We start from the raw sequence: 13554 nt of genomic DNA on the forward strand, positions 1-13554 counted from the left end.
CTTATCCGCCGGTCGAAGCGGTCCGGGCGCCCACCAATCGTCCATTCTCATTCTGCGTTTGATCCGGGAGAACCCGTCCTGCGGAATATCGGCGGGGTGCACGGCGAGCCCATCACACTCGGCATCAAGCTCACCTCCACCGTGTGGTTCATCTTGAAAGGTCGTGAGTGCGATGCGAAGTTCACCGCCGTGTTCGCTCAGGTGGGCATCGGCGCGTGCGTTCGGGCTTGATATCACCTCTTGGGTCTCGCGGGCGAACCCTGACGTTGAACGGTGATCGGCGGGCTTGCGCGGGCCCCTGCCTCGGGGTTCGCCCGGGCCGGTCAAGCCTGACATGGCCGACATCACCGGCCGACCGCCACCCCCGGGGACGGCCATGCCGATGAGCGGCCGTCGCGTTTCTCAGCGGTGCAGCGAGGTGAAGAGCGTGATCCACTGGTCGGGATGAACGAACGCCACCACCGTGCCACGCGGGATGCCCGCCCGGGCGAAGGCCGCGCCCACTCCGTCGTAATGCCGGTTGAGTGAGGCGTACAGCGAGCCGCCGACGCCGGAGAAGCCCAGCTCCACCAGCTCCTGCCACGCGTCGCCGTCGTCGACGAGCGGCTCGGGCCGCCGCTCGATCCGCAGGATCGCCGAGTCGACGGAGGGCACAGGCCTGAAGCTCTCCCTGCCGATCCTGCCGAGCAGCTCCCATGAGAACCACGGCCAGCTCCCCACCGTTACCAGGCTCCACCTGCCGAAGTCGCCGCTGCGCTTGCGGGCGTACTCCACCTGGGTGAGCAGGGTGGCCGAGGTCAGCTCCGGCGCCCGCAGACACCAGTCGACGATCTTGGAGGTGATCGAGTACGGGATGTTCCCCACAACCGCGAACGGCTCGCCCGGCGGCCGTACCGCGGTGAAGTCACCCTTGACGATCTTAAGCTTGGTCCTGGCCCTGAGCTTGGCCACCAGCAGCGGGTCGATCTCGTACCCCACGACCGTGGCGCCCGCCCTGGCCAGCGCCATCGTGAGCACTCCCTCTCCAGCGCCGGGCTCAAGTACGAGACCACTCGGCCGCGCCGCCTTGACTACCAACCCTACGGCATGCCGATCGACCAGGAAGTTCTGCGAGAGCTCCCGCCGCGCCCGATCCCTGGGCGTGCGACCGCCGCTTTTCCTGGCGTTCTTCTGGGTATACGAATAGTTCCCGTGCGCGAAGTCCTGCGCCACAGCAAAAGCCCTTTCGGGTCCTCGAGATGAATGGAATCTCGACGGGCCCTGGGCTCGCGTTCCGCGAAGCTAGCGAGCCAGAGCCCGGCTGCTGCGCATACGAATGAAACAGATGCAGTACATGCGGATCACCCTACGAAGGATCCCCTGAAATCGCGACGCATTTTCCGAACAGGGCGTCCGTGACCGTCGCCGAAAGCGGCTCACGGCCTGGTTAATCGTCCACCTGTCAGCGTGCTATGCGATCGAGAGCCACTGGACGCGGACGATGTAGACCTCGCGCTGTTGTTCCAGCACGAGGTAAGTCACCAGCCCACCCGTCCCGAAGGGCATGATCCGGAGGTTTCCTTCGGGCTTGGCCGGGTTGGATGGCTTGCCGGCCCAGGGGGCCGTCTCCAGGAGAGCGAAGACTTCGGCAAGGTAACGGACAGCGTCAAGCGGTAGAGCAGCGATCTGGTCCTGGGCGATGGGATCCGGCTCGGTGATCGCGTACACCTATGCCTGCACTCCACGATCGGCGAGTAGTTCGCGCCAGGTTCTGTCTCCACGCGGCACTGCTTCGCCGCGGTCGGCGAGTTCTTGTACTCGCGCGGCGTGCTCATACATGCGTTCGCGACCTGCGCGGTCGTGCATGGAGTCGTGGGCGATCAGCCACCAGGTATGGATGAACTCGTTCAGCTTGCCGAGATCGAGCGTGGCCCGCACCTCATCCAGTGCCATGCGTAGGCCCGCGTCGAAAGCCTCCCGGTCCTGCGGCACGGTCAAGGCCACGCGGATCGAACGCAAGTTCTTATCCAGCACGGGTGCGCTCACGTTCACCGGCTCATGCGGTTGCGCGGTCATGAGGCAGTCCCCCCTTTCGCTGGCCCGATTCAGAGGTTACGTCAATTCACTGGTGTGACGTGTCGGCTAGGCGGAACTTCTAGTGATCAAGGTGATCGCAGGGGGCTTACTGAGGGTCGGATAGGAGTTCTCGGATGGCGTTGGCGATTACGGGGTCGACAGTGAAGTGTTTCTCCAGCCAGGTCAGGGTGGTTGTGGCGGCCTGTCTGTTGTGTTCGTAGCCGGGGACCATCTCGGCCAGTGGCAATACGTCGGGAGGGTATGCCTGCTCTACGCGTCGGCTGGGCTCGAACGGGTCGCGGCGGGGGTGAGGGTGGGCGGAGGTGAGGTGTAGCAGGGCGATCGCTCGGTCGATGGCGTACGACTGGATGAAGCGGGTTGCGGTCAGCCGCTCGCCGCGCAGTTCGCGGTGGAGGCCGACGTAGAGGTTGGTCAGGGCCTCGTTCAGGTGGAACTCGACCGTGTCGTACTGCGGGCCGGAGGGTGGTGCGCCGCGATTCGCCAGGTCGGTGGGGGCGTCGTCGCGTTGCCAGACGACTCGCGCGCCGTGGAAGGGGATCTTGGGCAGCTCGTCGACCGTGAAGATCGCGTATTCGACGAAGATCCCGTCGGCGAACAGCGCCTTGCGCCCGTTGCGGTCGATGGCGAAGCTGTACGCCACCGGGCAGGGCGCCTGCAACCAGTCGATGGACTCCACATAGCGGGGCTTGGCGGCGTCCTCGACGACGACGAAGAAGTCCAGGTCGGAGTGCTCGTCGAGCCGGTCGTGCTCGGAACCCGCCGAACCGACGCCGAGTAGCGCGAGAACGTCCCCGCGCGTGGCCAGGTGGGCGGCGAGATCGTCCAGCCGTCGCAGCATGGGGTGCATCCACGTCTTTCCTTCGTGAAGAGTCGACGTTTCAGCCCGTACAGCCCCTTGCGGCCGTCGAGGTCGCGACACCTGCACCCGCGAGCCTCGGCGAGGCGGCAGGGGTGTGTCAAGAGGAGGGGGCGGGACAACGTCGCCTGAAGAGGTACTAGACTTGGAGTGTTCGTTATCTTGTATTGTTCGTGTTTATGAAGGCAGGCTGCGCGCCATGACCGCATCCAGGATCCCGACCACCGCCGAGGAGTTGCGCGGTGCCGGCCTGCGGGTGACGGCCGCCCGCGTCGCCCTGCTTGAGACCGTCCGGGACGGTGACCACCTCGACGTGGAGGCGCTCGCCTCAGGGGTGCGTGATCGCCTGGGCCACATCTCGCTTCAAGCCGTGTACGAGGCCCTGCACGCGCTCACCGCGGCGGGACTCGTGCGGCGTATCGAACCGCCCGGCAGCCCGGCCCGGTTCGAAGGACGCGTCGGGGACAACCATCACCACATCGTGTGCCGATCGTGCGGCGTCGTCGCTGACGTCGACTGCGCGGTCGGTCACGCGCCCTGCCTGACCGCGTCCAACGACCACGGCTTCGTGATCGACGAGGCCGAGGTCGTCTACTGGGGCCTATGCCCCGACTGTTCCACCGCCCGCAGCGCCTGAGCACCGCGGTCGGCCTAGTCCCGGAAGGATTCTCATGTCTGATAACCATGATGCAATCGTCGTAGACGCGAAGACGGAGGGCGCGGATGGCTGCCCGGTCGCGCACGGGCGCGCCCCGCACCCGGTTCAGGGCGGCGGAAACCGCCAGTGGTGGCCGGAACGGCTCAACCTGAAGATCCTCGCCAAGAACCCCGCCGTGGCCAACCCCCTCGGCGCGGAGTTCAACTACGCCGAGGCGTTCAAGACCCTTGACCTCGCGGCGGTGAAGCAGGACATCGCGGAGGTGCTGACGACCTCGCAGGACTGGTGGCCGGCCGACTACGGCCACTACGGCCCGTTCATCATCCGGATGGCGTGGCACAGCGCGGGCACGTACCGGATCAGCGACGGCCGCGGCGGCGCCGGGGCCGGCCAGCAGCGCTTCGCCCCGCTCAACAGCTGGCCGGACAACGGCAACCTCGACAAGGCTCGCCGCCTGCTGTGGCCGGTCAAGAAGAAGTACGGCCAGAGCCTCTCGTGGGCCGACCTCATGATCCTCGCCGGCAACGTCGCCTTGGAGTCCATGGGCTTCAAGACCTTCGGCTACGCCGGCGGTCGCGCGGACGTCTGGGAGCCCGACGAGGACGTCTACTGGGGTCCCGAGTCCACCTGGCTCGGCGACGAGCGCTACACCGGCGACCGCGAGCTGGAGAACCCGCTCGCCGCGGTCCAGATGGGCCTCATCTACGTCAACCCGGAGGGCCCGAACGGCAACCCGGACCCGCTCGCCGCGGCCCGCGACATCCGCGAGACGTTCCGCCGGATGGCGATGAACGACGAGGAGACGGTCGCCCTGATCGCGGGCGGTCACACCTTCGGGAAGACCCACGGCGCGGGCCCGGCGGAGAACGTCGGCCCCGACCCCGAGGCCGCGCCGATCGAGGCGCAGGGCCTGGGCTGGAAGAACAGCTTCGGCACCGGCAAGGGCGGCGACGCGATCACCAGCGGACTCGAGGGCGCCTGGACGAACACCCCGGTGACGTGGGACAACAGCTTCCTCGAGATCCTGTATGGCTACGAGTGGGAGCTGTCCAAGAGCCCCGCCGGCGCCCACCAGTGGAAGCCGAAGGACGGCGGCGGGGCGGGTACCGTACCCGACGCCCACGACCCGTCGAAGAGCCACGCCCCGACGATGCTGACGACCGACCTCGCGCTCCGCGTGGACCCGGTCTACGAGGAGATCTCGCGGCGCTTCCTCGCCGACCCCGACGAGTTCGCGGACGCCTTCGCCCGCGCGTGGTTCAAGCTGACCCACCGCGACATGGGCCCGATCGTGCGCTACCTCGGCCCGGAGGTCCCGGCCGAGACGCTGCTGTGGCAGGACCCGCTCCCCGCGGTGACGCACGAGCTCGTCGGCGCTGAGGACATCGCCTCGCTCAAGGGCCAGATCCTCGCCTCGGGCCTGCCGGTGTCCGCGCTGGTGTCCACCGCGTGGGCGTCGGCCTCGTCCTTCCGCGGCAGCGACAAGCGCGGCGGCGCCAACGGCGCGCGCGTCCGCCTGGAGCCGCAGAGCGGGTGGGAGGTCAACGATCCCGACCAGCTGGCGACGGTGCTGCGCGCCCTGGAGGGGATCCAGGAGGCCTTCAACGCCGCCCAGAGCGGCGGCAAGCGGGTCTCGCTCGCCGACCTGATCGTGCTCGCCGGCGGCGCGGCCGTCGAGCGGGCCGCCAAGGACGCCGGCTTCGACATCGAGGTGCCCTTCACGCCGGGCCGCGCGGACGCGTCGAAGGAGCAGACCGACGTGGAGTCGTTCGCCGCGCTGGAGCCGACCGCCGACGGGTTCCGCAACTACCTCGGCAAGGGCAACCGGCTCCCGGCTGAGTACCTGCTGATCGACCGGGCGAACCTGCTGACCCTGAGCGCCCCCGAGATGACGGTCCTCGTCGCCGGCCTCCGCGTCCTGGGCGCGAACCACCAGCAGTCGCCGCTCGGCGTCTTCACCACGGCCCCCGGGTCCCTGACCAACGACTTCTTCGTCAACCTGCTCGACCTGGGCACGACGTGGCAGGCGACGTCCGGGGACGCGAACGTCTTCGAGGGTCGCGACGCCGCCACGGGCGAGGTCAAGTGGACCGGCAGCCGCGCCGACCTCGTCTTCGGGTCGAACTCCGAGCTGCGCGCGCTCGCCGAGGTCTACGCGAGCGACGACGCGAAGGAGAAGTTCGTCAACGACTTCGTCGCGGCATGGACCAAGGTCATGAACCTAGACCGGTTCGACCTCGTCTGATCACGACGTCCGGGCCGGCCCGCACCGGCCGGCCCGGACGTCCTTGTCAACGGGGCATTCGCTTGACGAAGGCCTCGGCGGCATGGAGCAGGACCGGGTCCCTGGTCCTGCTGTGCTCGCGTAGGGCCGCCTCGGTGAGTTTGATGACGTGCTCGTCGCCGTGCTCGACCGCGCGCCGGAGCAGCACCTCCCGGTCGGGAGCGTCGGGCGGGTCGTCCCGGTAGAGACCGTCGCCTGCCGCGTCCGCGGAGAACGCCGCGATGATCGCGCCGATGATCTGCCAGCTTGCCGCGATCGTGGGCCGATGGAGTTCGACCGGCAGTGCCGGCAGTACGAGCCGGGCGGCGGCTGGCGCGGTGACCGCGTGGCAGAAGGCGATGGGCGCGTCCGGACGGGTCCAGAGGACGCGCGCGGCCGCCGCGATGAGCCGATCCAGGGCCTCGTCGGGATCGGCGGGGGCGCCGTAGGCGTCAAGCCCCTCGGCGAAGCGCGGGACTCGGACGAGCGCGGCCAGCCGTCCACCGATGCCGGCCCCGGACGAAGGCTCCGCCGAGTCCATGCGAGGCAGGCGCGCGATCGAGTCAGCCGGGCCGAAGGCGCCGTTCAGAGACGGCGAGCCGGGCAGCGGCTGGTAACGCGCGGCCCAGAACGCGAGACCGTGCGCGAACTCGTCGACGAGCGGCCACGGCGGAGGATCGCCGGCGGCGGAGAGCACCCGGACGATGTGCGCGGTCCGGATGACGCCGTGCGTCGCGCTGGCAGCCATCCCGGGCAGTAGCCTCGGCCACCACGTCACCAGGACCTGCCGCCACGGGGCCTCGCCAAGCTCCCGCCGGAAGGTGGCCACCCAATCCCCGAGCCGCCGCATGTCCCCGGTCGCGGACCGCCATTCGTCGGCCTTGATCGGCTGCCCTGCCGGTGGCTCCGGCTCCAGCTTGGCACGATACGCGTCAACCCAGTCCGGAACCACGTCGCCCGCGCCCATGGCTATCAGCGCTTCGGCGGCCATCGGCCCATGGTTGGCAAGAAACCCCGCGAACTCCACCCCCGTACCCCGGAGCCGATCCAGGGCGTCCAGCAGTCGATCCGGTGGCTCATGAAAATCGGCCACTTGCCCTTCTGCGATGTCCATAGGTCCAAACTAAGACAGGCCCACCGTATGATCGCCGACCCGGCCGGGCCAGGCAGTCGGGTTGTGGCCTGCCAGAAGCAGGTCAGCGCCCTGGTCCGCCTGCGGGTTCCACGGTCGCGGCGCTCGATGTGAAGGGGTGAGAACGGGTCACCCGGGGTCCGCACTTATTTCCGAATGGCGGATCTATCCGTATATATCCCCGATGATCACCGTCTGGGTACAGGATGCCATAATGCCCGAATTGATCTTGCTGATCCGGCATATTGCAGCCTCTGTCATGAGGTGGTTAAATCTGAGTAAACCTAGCAGTAGAGACATAACGGACCGCACGGCGATTAACAACGAAAGACGCGTCGGAACATAGACGCGAAGATGTCGAGCGCATCCTCACTAAACAACTCCCAGTAGGAAACTCGGGCTATGCCATAGTCATCTCGATTTCTGTCATGCCCATCCACCGAAGGCGTGGATGATCCGCTCAGAAGGAGTTTCTCATGATAGGACATGCCGGCCCGATCAGCGGTATCTCTGCCTATGGGGATGACTTTATCGCGACAGCAGGTTACGACAATCGAGTCATACTGTGGAATCAAAAGACGGGCGTAGCGATGTCCCGTGTCATCCACGATCACCTTGCCAACCAGTGCACCTTCAGTCCGGACGGGAGGCTGCTTGTATCATCGTCCAGCGATTACTCTGCTCGCCTCTGGTCGGTGCCAGACCTCCGGCTGATGGCAGTCCTAGGGGATCACGAAGACGACGTGGAAATGTCTGTCTTCCACCCGACGGAGCGTATGGTCGCGACCGCTTCGCGTGATTACCGGGTACGCGTATTCGATTACAACGGCGAGCTGCTCTATTGCTTTACCGGCCACACTGCGGATGTCATCAGCGTTCAGTGGAATCATGGCGGGGACCAGGTCATCAGCTCCAGCGACGACGGGACGATCAAGCGCTGGTCACTCGTGAGCGGCCAGTTGGTGCAGGACATCGACCTGGGCGGAGTCGAGACGGACACCATCGCGATCCACCCGAATGGAGTGATCTACGCGGGCAACGACGACGGGCAGCTAATCGTGCTCGATGGAGAATCGGTCACGAAGGTGGACGCGCATGCGGCCGGCATCAAACGTCTCGCGATCGGCATCGAAAAGAACCTGCTGGTCAGCCTGAGCTATGACAGAACCATGCGTATCTGGGATATCAGTTCCGGTTTTCCACGTCCGAAAGTTTCGACGAATCTTCCCGCGGAGGTCTGGCCTCGATCCTGTGCCTTCGCCGGTGACTCGTACATAGTCCTTGGCACATTCGGCTCGACGTATCAATCATACGACTACCAGCAAGACAGATGGATCGGCAGAGAAGTAGCGCCAACCTACGGCCTAAATGCCATATACGCCCATGAAAGCGGGCGAATCGCGGTGGGTGATGCCGGCATAGTGTGGCGAGACAACCAAGAACTGTCACAGCCGGGTAGTCTCTGCAACTTCTTCGCTCCCATCGCCGATCGGCTCATCACGGGTGGACAGCTTGGAATAATCTTCGACGTGCTCACCGGGCTGCCGATCCACCAACACAGATCACCATTGAACTGTGGAGTCTCCTTCAGGAGAGACGATCTCGACCACGTAATCGTCGGCACCTACACCGGTGAAGGGCTTGTCTTCTGCAGATCGAACAACGGCATCGACTACGTGGCCGAACTAAAACTCCACGACAACGCGGTGAAAGGCGTCGCCTCGTCTGGTCGCTACATCTTCTCGGTCAGTGCGGACGGGAGCTGTACCTGGTTCGACAAGGACGATCTCACCCTGGTGAAGACGATTCACCGTGCCCACGACAAGATCGCGAACGGCTGTGTCGGCCTGGGCGGTGGGGAGTTCGCCAGCATCAGCCGGGACCTGAAGCTACGCATCTGGTCAGCCGACTTCACCGCGACCGTTATCGACACGCCCTACGCGCACTCGATCAAGTGCATTGCGGCGAGCGCCGATGCTCGCTGGATCGCAACCGGAACCTACGATGGTCACATCGGCATCTTCGATCGCATCACGGGGACGTGGGCTGCGCTCACCCGCCCAACCGCGTCTGGCATCAGCTCGCTGGCGTATGACCTCCGGCACGATGTGTTCCTTGGTAGCTCGTATGACGGGCAGGCCTACGAGTGTGCCGTCCCCGTCACCAGCGGGTAGCGAGTCTCGGATCTCGCGATAGCCGCGCGCACAGATGAGCCCAAGAGGCCTTTCATAAGCCTTCGCTGACCCTGGCGATCGATCTTGTGGCCATCGCCTACCGCGAGAATGTCCAATCGGGTGCCAGCCTCCGCGGCCCGGAGTTCCTGGATAAACCCTTGGGGAGCCCAGAGCCGGCTGCCCAAGGAAAGGACGCCTGCCGTGGAGGCGCCATGAGTGCACAAAGAACCTACGCATGCCCTGCAATTGAGGCTGCGCAAACCGTCGAAACGTATCCACGATCGGGATGAGGCGTGACTAGGACCGTCAATCGCGGCAGATTACCCCGTCTGCAGAGAATTCTGTCGGCGGCCGGGCTGCCCATGCTGCGTGGCTACAGAACGGTCATTGTCGCGGTCCTGATCGATGGAATCGGCGCGGGCATGTTCCTGCCCTTCTCCATCATCTTCTTCGACAACTCAACCGACCTTTCCCTGTCTTGGATCGGAACAGCCCTCACGATCGCCACCCTGCTGGCAATGCCGGCCGCGCTGCTGGCCGGCTCCGGAATCGACCGGTGGGGGCCCGCGTCCATTCTCGTCGCCAACAATGTGGTAGCCGCCCTTGGCTACCTCTCGTATTTCTGGGTCCATGACGTCATCACACTGATCGCGGCATCGGCGATAGTGCTGATTGCGGATCAGCTGTACTGGTCGGCCTGGCCGGTGTATGTGGCCGATATCAGCCAGGGCCAGGACCTGGACCGATGGTTCGCCCTGACCAATGTCGTCAGAAACGTGAGCGTCGGACTAGGCGGCCTGCTTGGCGGCGTCATCGCCTCGAGCTATGGGCCATCGTCTCTGTCCTGGCTGCTCGGCGTGAACATAGTGACCTGCTTCGTCGCGGGGGCGATGTTTTCCAGCAAGCGCATTGCCGGGGCCAGACCGCGCCGTGATCCGTCCTCCAGGTCGAAGGAACGGCCTAGGTGGAGCGACGCCTTGCGTGATCGTCCCTTTCTTCTCATGGCCGCATCCCAAGCCGTCACCAGCTTCGCCTGGCTGATTCCCCACATGGCGCTGCCGGTCTATCTGATCGTCGTGGAAAAGGTCTCGCCTTGGGTGGCGTCGGCGGGATTGACGTTGAACATGTTGATATCCATCGCTCTGCAAACGGTGGTCACACGATTGACCGCCGGTTTCTCGCGAACGGTTGTGATCGCCGGGGCGACCGGCCTCATGACCTCTGGCGTGGCCGCGATAGCAGTTTCAGGACACACTCAGGGCCTGACCCAGACCAGTCTGATTCTTCTCGGCGTCACCCTGTTGACCCTGGGGCAACTCGTTCACGGTCCCGCGGTGTCGGCACTGGTGACGCTGCATGCGCCAAAGGCGGCCCGAGGTCGCTATATGAGCATATTCCAGCTTGCCTGGGCGTGCTCATCGGTTGGCGGACCGGTTCTGGTCGGATCGCTCGTCGAACTGGACGCGACCCTCCTTTGGGCCACGTTCGCACTGATGATTTTGTTTGGAGGCGCGGGATACATATGGGCTCTCCACGTGAAGTCGAGCACACACAATCGAACGGAGCAGTTCCAGGCCACGGCGAAGGGAACAACCCCGCCCTGAATCGCCTGGCAGAGCTACAGGAAAGATACCGCAAACTCAAGAGCCGGCTGAGCCGCCGCAGCCAGTGGTCGGAGAGCTTCGTCGGACGCGAATTACGGATGAGCACATTCCGTGAAGACAACTGCTACGTCTGGCAGTCGCGCTACTTCGGCGAGGATCAAGTCCTCAAGTATCTTCTCTACGCCGCCTACATCGCTAAGAGCGACACGCAGGGGCTACTCGATGTGTTAAGCGAGGACGGCGCCTTCGGCTGTGAGCGATTCTATTCCGATCGCTTCGGCTGGGTGAGCCGAGATCTACTGGACTCCCTAAACGAGATCTACTTCCTTGATCGGCACATGGACATCTTCGGCAGAGAAGATCTCGTCGTCGTGGACATCGGCGCTGGATACGGCCGACTCGCCCATCGAATGGCGGAAGCGGTTCCCGGGCTGAACAAGTACTACTGCCTCGACGGTATTCCCGAATCCACATTGGTCTGCGAAACGTATTTGAGATTCAGGGAGGTCGAGCGCAAGACTGTCGCACTGGCCCTCGACGAACTCCATGTCGTCTCGGATTCCCGACGCCCTGATCTCGCTGTGAACATACACAGCTTCTCGGAGATGCCTTACACAGCGGTGGACGGCTGGCTCAGCTGGCTGCGAGACCTGGAGGTGCCCTTTCTCCTCATCGTGCCAAACGACAGCGACAAACCATTCAGTTGCGAAGCCATCGTGGACGGCATTGCGGTGAGGCGCCCGCTGGAGCCGCTACTCAAGAGCTATGGCTACCGTCTCACGAGCTGCGAGCCCATTATCCTCGATGACAAGGTCCGCGAACTATTGGCAGCCACCAACTATTTCATGCTGTTCGAGCTTCGGGAATGAGTTGCTGGCCAGGGCGAGGTTCTGCGGCGAGCAGGCACCAAGCGTCAGCGGGGGGCGGGACGGAAACCTCAGTAATTGAATGGATAGGCGAAAGATGCGGCCAGAGGCCAAGATCGCAACGAAGATAAACATCCCGCTGCAGGTCGGCAAGCAATTAATGGCACGGGTCAGCATGGTGTCATTCGACGGCTTGAGCGCCCCCGGGGAGCATGTCGCGCTCATTTTCGGGGAGATCGCAGGCGACGAGCCGCCGCTGGTGCGGGTTCATTCGGAGTGCCTGACCGGCGACGTGTTCCGGTCGGCGCGCTGCGATTGCGGCGATCAGCTCAGCGAGGCCATCGAGCTTATGGCCGGATCGTCCGGGATCCTACTGTATCTGCGCCAGGAAGGCCGCGGAATCGGTCTGTACAACAAGCTGAGGGCATATGCGCTCCAAGACGGCGGGCTGGACACCTTCGATGCGAACACCGCGCTGAACTTCGAGCACGACCTGCGCAATTACCTGGTCGCGGCCGAAATGCTCTCGGCGATCGGCGCGATTAGAATTCGACTCTTATCGAATAATCCAGACAAGGTGAAGCAGCTGGCGGCGAACGGCATTGAGGTGTGTGCTCGGATCCCAACCGGCGTGTACGAGAACCCCATCAACCGTGGTTATCTGGAGGCCAAGGTCTATCGAGGTAACCATGAAATCGCGCTGCGCTAGCGGCTATTTCGCGATCGCACCTCAGGGAGCCGAGCATGCGACCAGTCAAGATAGGCGCATCGGTCATGTTCCACCCGAAACGGCGGCCGGCCGCCCAGGCATTGGCGGCACAGCTTGCCGATTTCAACTGCACACTAGCCGAAGACCCCAGCCCGGGAGGACCGCCAACGAGTCGCCGCTCGGCTCTGCGTGCGTGGTCCCAGGCGCGAGCGGACACGACACATCATCTTGTGCTGCAGGATGACGTCATTCTCGGCGCTGACTTCGTCAGCGCGGTTTCCAAGGCGGCTGGCCTCCATCCGGACTGCGCGCTTGTCCTGTACACCAACTGGAACTGCTGGAACGGCGCGGCTGTAAGACTGGCGGCGGCAACCGGTGGTGCGTGGGCACGAGCGGTAAGAGGCGAATGGGTTCCGACGCTGGCCCTGTTACTGCCGCGTGCGGATGCTGCGGGGGTTGCGGATGAAGGCTCTTCGGCGGAGTGTGCCGAGCTCCCAGACGACGTCTTTGTCCAGCGCTATCTAGAACGCGTTGGCCGGTCAACTTTGATCTCGCTGCCGAATCTGGTTGAACACGCCAGCGGTCCGAGCGTGATGGGGCACGCACATGGTCCACGACATTCCGTTTGCTTCATTGAGAACGTGGACCTAGCGGAGAATTATTGGCAGACTTCTTCGATCTCGGCTCCCGCTACGGTGCTTCCGTACGTGTTTCGCGGTCGCGCGGGAACCGTGGTGCTCGAAGAGGCTACGGGAATCTGGAGATACATTTCTTGGCGCAGGTTTCTTCACTTCATGGGAGTTCAGGATCAGATCGAGATGATCCGGGACGACGCGATGAAATTCGTCAGGCAAGTCGCGGTGCCTCCGCGGTTCGGTCCCTTCGTCGTCGAGAACCAATTCGGGGGAGCATTCATCTATGGGTTGATAGCAGGCAGTCAAGGTGGAGCATGGAACAGCCTGGTTGAGGAGTGCTTGGAGACACAACTCCTCGGCGGTCTGAGCAACACGGGTGTCGTGCTGGGGGACGATGCGCTGGTTGCGATAGGTCAAGAACTGGTCACCCAATGGCATGACGGCCTGAATCACGGGCGTAGTCGCCCGTCTCCTGGTTTCGCGGGCCGATCGCTGGACTGCTATCCGGCCGCTGCGGACGTGTGGACATACCGTCTCGAGGACGACCCAGAAGCAGCCCGATCGGAAGACTAAGGAGACTT

Annotated in this window: 12 protein-coding genes; 7 read left to right on the forward strand and 5 right to left on the reverse strand. The window is 64.3% G+C overall.

What is annotated here, in order from left to right; genetic code table 11:
- Nucleotides 1–402: 402 nt before the first annotated feature.
- The 4 genes from erm to ABGB08_RS23820 form a co-directional block, all read right to left on the reverse strand.
- Nucleotides 403–1212: an ErmE/ErmH/ErmO/ErmR family 23S rRNA (adenine(2058)-N(6))-methyltransferase gene (erm, locus tag ABGB08_RS23805; protein WP_347593793.1), complete on the reverse strand. Its 810-nt coding sequence runs from the start codon at nt 1210–1212 to the stop codon at nt 403–405.
- Between the two features lie 237 nt (nt 1213–1449).
- On the reverse strand, nt 1450–1707 hold the full coding sequence (locus tag ABGB08_RS23810; protein ID WP_347593795.1) for a hypothetical protein: 258 nt from the start codon (nt 1705–1707) through the stop codon (nt 1450–1452).
- A complete protein-coding gene (locus tag ABGB08_RS23815; protein WP_347593797.1) occupies nt 1708–2055 on the reverse strand; it encodes a DUF6247 family protein in 348 nt (115 codons plus the stop codon).
- A gap of 106 nt (nt 2056–2161) precedes the next feature.
- Nucleotides 2162–2923: a hypothetical protein gene (locus ABGB08_RS23820; RefSeq protein ID WP_347593799.1), complete on the reverse strand. Its 762-nt coding sequence runs from the start codon at nt 2921–2923 to the stop codon at nt 2162–2164.
- A gap of 208 nt (nt 2924–3131) precedes the next feature.
- Between ABGB08_RS23820 and ABGB08_RS23825 the strand changes: the two genes are divergently transcribed.
- Both ABGB08_RS23825 and katG read left to right on the forward strand, forming a co-directional pair.
- On the forward strand, nt 3132–3569 hold the full coding sequence (locus tag ABGB08_RS23825; RefSeq protein ID WP_155360955.1) for a Fur family transcriptional regulator: 438 nt from the start codon (nt 3132–3134) through the stop codon (nt 3567–3569).
- Between the two features lie 34 nt (nt 3570–3603).
- Nucleotides 3604–5835, forward strand: a complete 2232-nt coding sequence (gene katG, locus ABGB08_RS23830) for a catalase/peroxidase HPI (protein ID WP_347593801.1) — start codon at nt 3604–3606, stop codon at nt 5833–5835.
- 46 nt (nt 5836–5881) lie between these two features.
- Here the strand turns inward: katG and ABGB08_RS23835 are convergent, their stop codons facing one another.
- Nucleotides 5882–6967 (reverse strand): hypothetical protein, encoded by a 1086-nt coding sequence (locus ABGB08_RS23835; protein ID WP_347593803.1) that lies wholly within the window; start codon nt 6965–6967, stop codon nt 5882–5884.
- 494 nt (nt 6968–7461) lie between these two features.
- Between ABGB08_RS23835 and ABGB08_RS23840 the strand changes: the two genes are divergently transcribed.
- From ABGB08_RS23840 to ABGB08_RS23860, 5 genes are all read left to right on the forward strand, one after another.
- Nucleotides 7462–9159, forward strand: a complete 1698-nt coding sequence (locus ABGB08_RS23840) for a WD40 repeat domain-containing protein (RefSeq protein WP_347593805.1) — start codon at nt 7462–7464, stop codon at nt 9157–9159.
- A 293-nt stretch (nt 9160–9452) separates the two neighbouring features.
- Nucleotides 9453–10763, forward strand: coding sequence for an MFS transporter (locus tag ABGB08_RS23845; protein WP_347593807.1), 1311 nt, complete (start codon nt 9453–9455; stop codon nt 10761–10763).
- A 98-nt stretch (nt 10764–10861) separates the two neighbouring features.
- The gene (locus tag ABGB08_RS23850) at nt 10862–11632 is read left to right on the forward strand and encodes a putative sugar O-methyltransferase (protein ID WP_347593809.1); all 771 of its coding nucleotides are present in this window, start codon (nt 10862–10864) and stop codon (nt 11630–11632) included.
- 94 nt (nt 11633–11726) lie between these two features.
- Complete coding sequence (gene ribA, locus ABGB08_RS23855; RefSeq protein ID WP_347593811.1) at nt 11727–12338, forward strand: GTP cyclohydrolase II; 612 nt, start codon at nt 11727–11729, stop codon at nt 12336–12338.
- A 230-nt stretch (nt 12339–12568) separates the two neighbouring features.
- Entirely contained in the window at nt 12569–13546 is a 978-nt protein-coding gene (locus tag ABGB08_RS23860; RefSeq protein WP_347593813.1) for a hypothetical protein, read from the forward strand.
- The last annotated feature ends 8 nt before the right edge of the window (nt 13547–13554 follow it).

Origin of the sequence: Acrocarpospora sp. B8E8 (genome assembly GCF_039871605.1) — a bacterium.
GTDB classification, from domain to species: domain Bacteria; phylum Actinomycetota; class Actinomycetes; order Streptosporangiales; family Streptosporangiaceae; genus Acrocarpospora; species Acrocarpospora macrocephala.

Excerpts from the sequence above, each read along its gene's own strand:
- ABGB08_RS23815 (WP_347593797.1), bottom strand. The coding sequence starts at position 2,055 with ATGACCGCGCAACCGCATGAGCCGGTGAACGTGAGCGCACCCGTGCTG.
- ABGB08_RS23820 (WP_347593799.1), bottom strand. The coding sequence starts at position 2,923 with ATGCACCCCATGCTGCGACGGCTGGACGATCTCGCCGCCCACCTGGCC.
- ABGB08_RS23825 (WP_155360955.1), top strand. The coding sequence starts at position 3,132 with ATGACCGCATCCAGGATCCCGACCACCGCCGAGGAGTTGCGCGGTGCC.
- katG (WP_347593801.1), top strand. The coding sequence starts at position 3,604 with ATGTCTGATAACCATGATGCAATCGTCGTAGACGCGAAGACGGAGGGC.
- ABGB08_RS23835 (WP_347593803.1), bottom strand. The coding sequence starts at position 6,967 with ATGGACATCGCAGAAGGGCAAGTGGCCGATTTTCATGAGCCACCGGAT.
- ABGB08_RS23840 (WP_347593805.1), top strand. The coding sequence starts at position 7,462 with ATGATAGGACATGCCGGCCCGATCAGCGGTATCTCTGCCTATGGGGAT.
- ABGB08_RS23850 (WP_347593809.1), top strand. The coding sequence starts at position 10,862 with ATGAGCACATTCCGTGAAGACAACTGCTACGTCTGGCAGTCGCGCTAC.
- ribA (WP_347593811.1), top strand. The coding sequence starts at position 11,727 with ATGCGGCCAGAGGCCAAGATCGCAACGAAGATAAACATCCCGCTGCAG.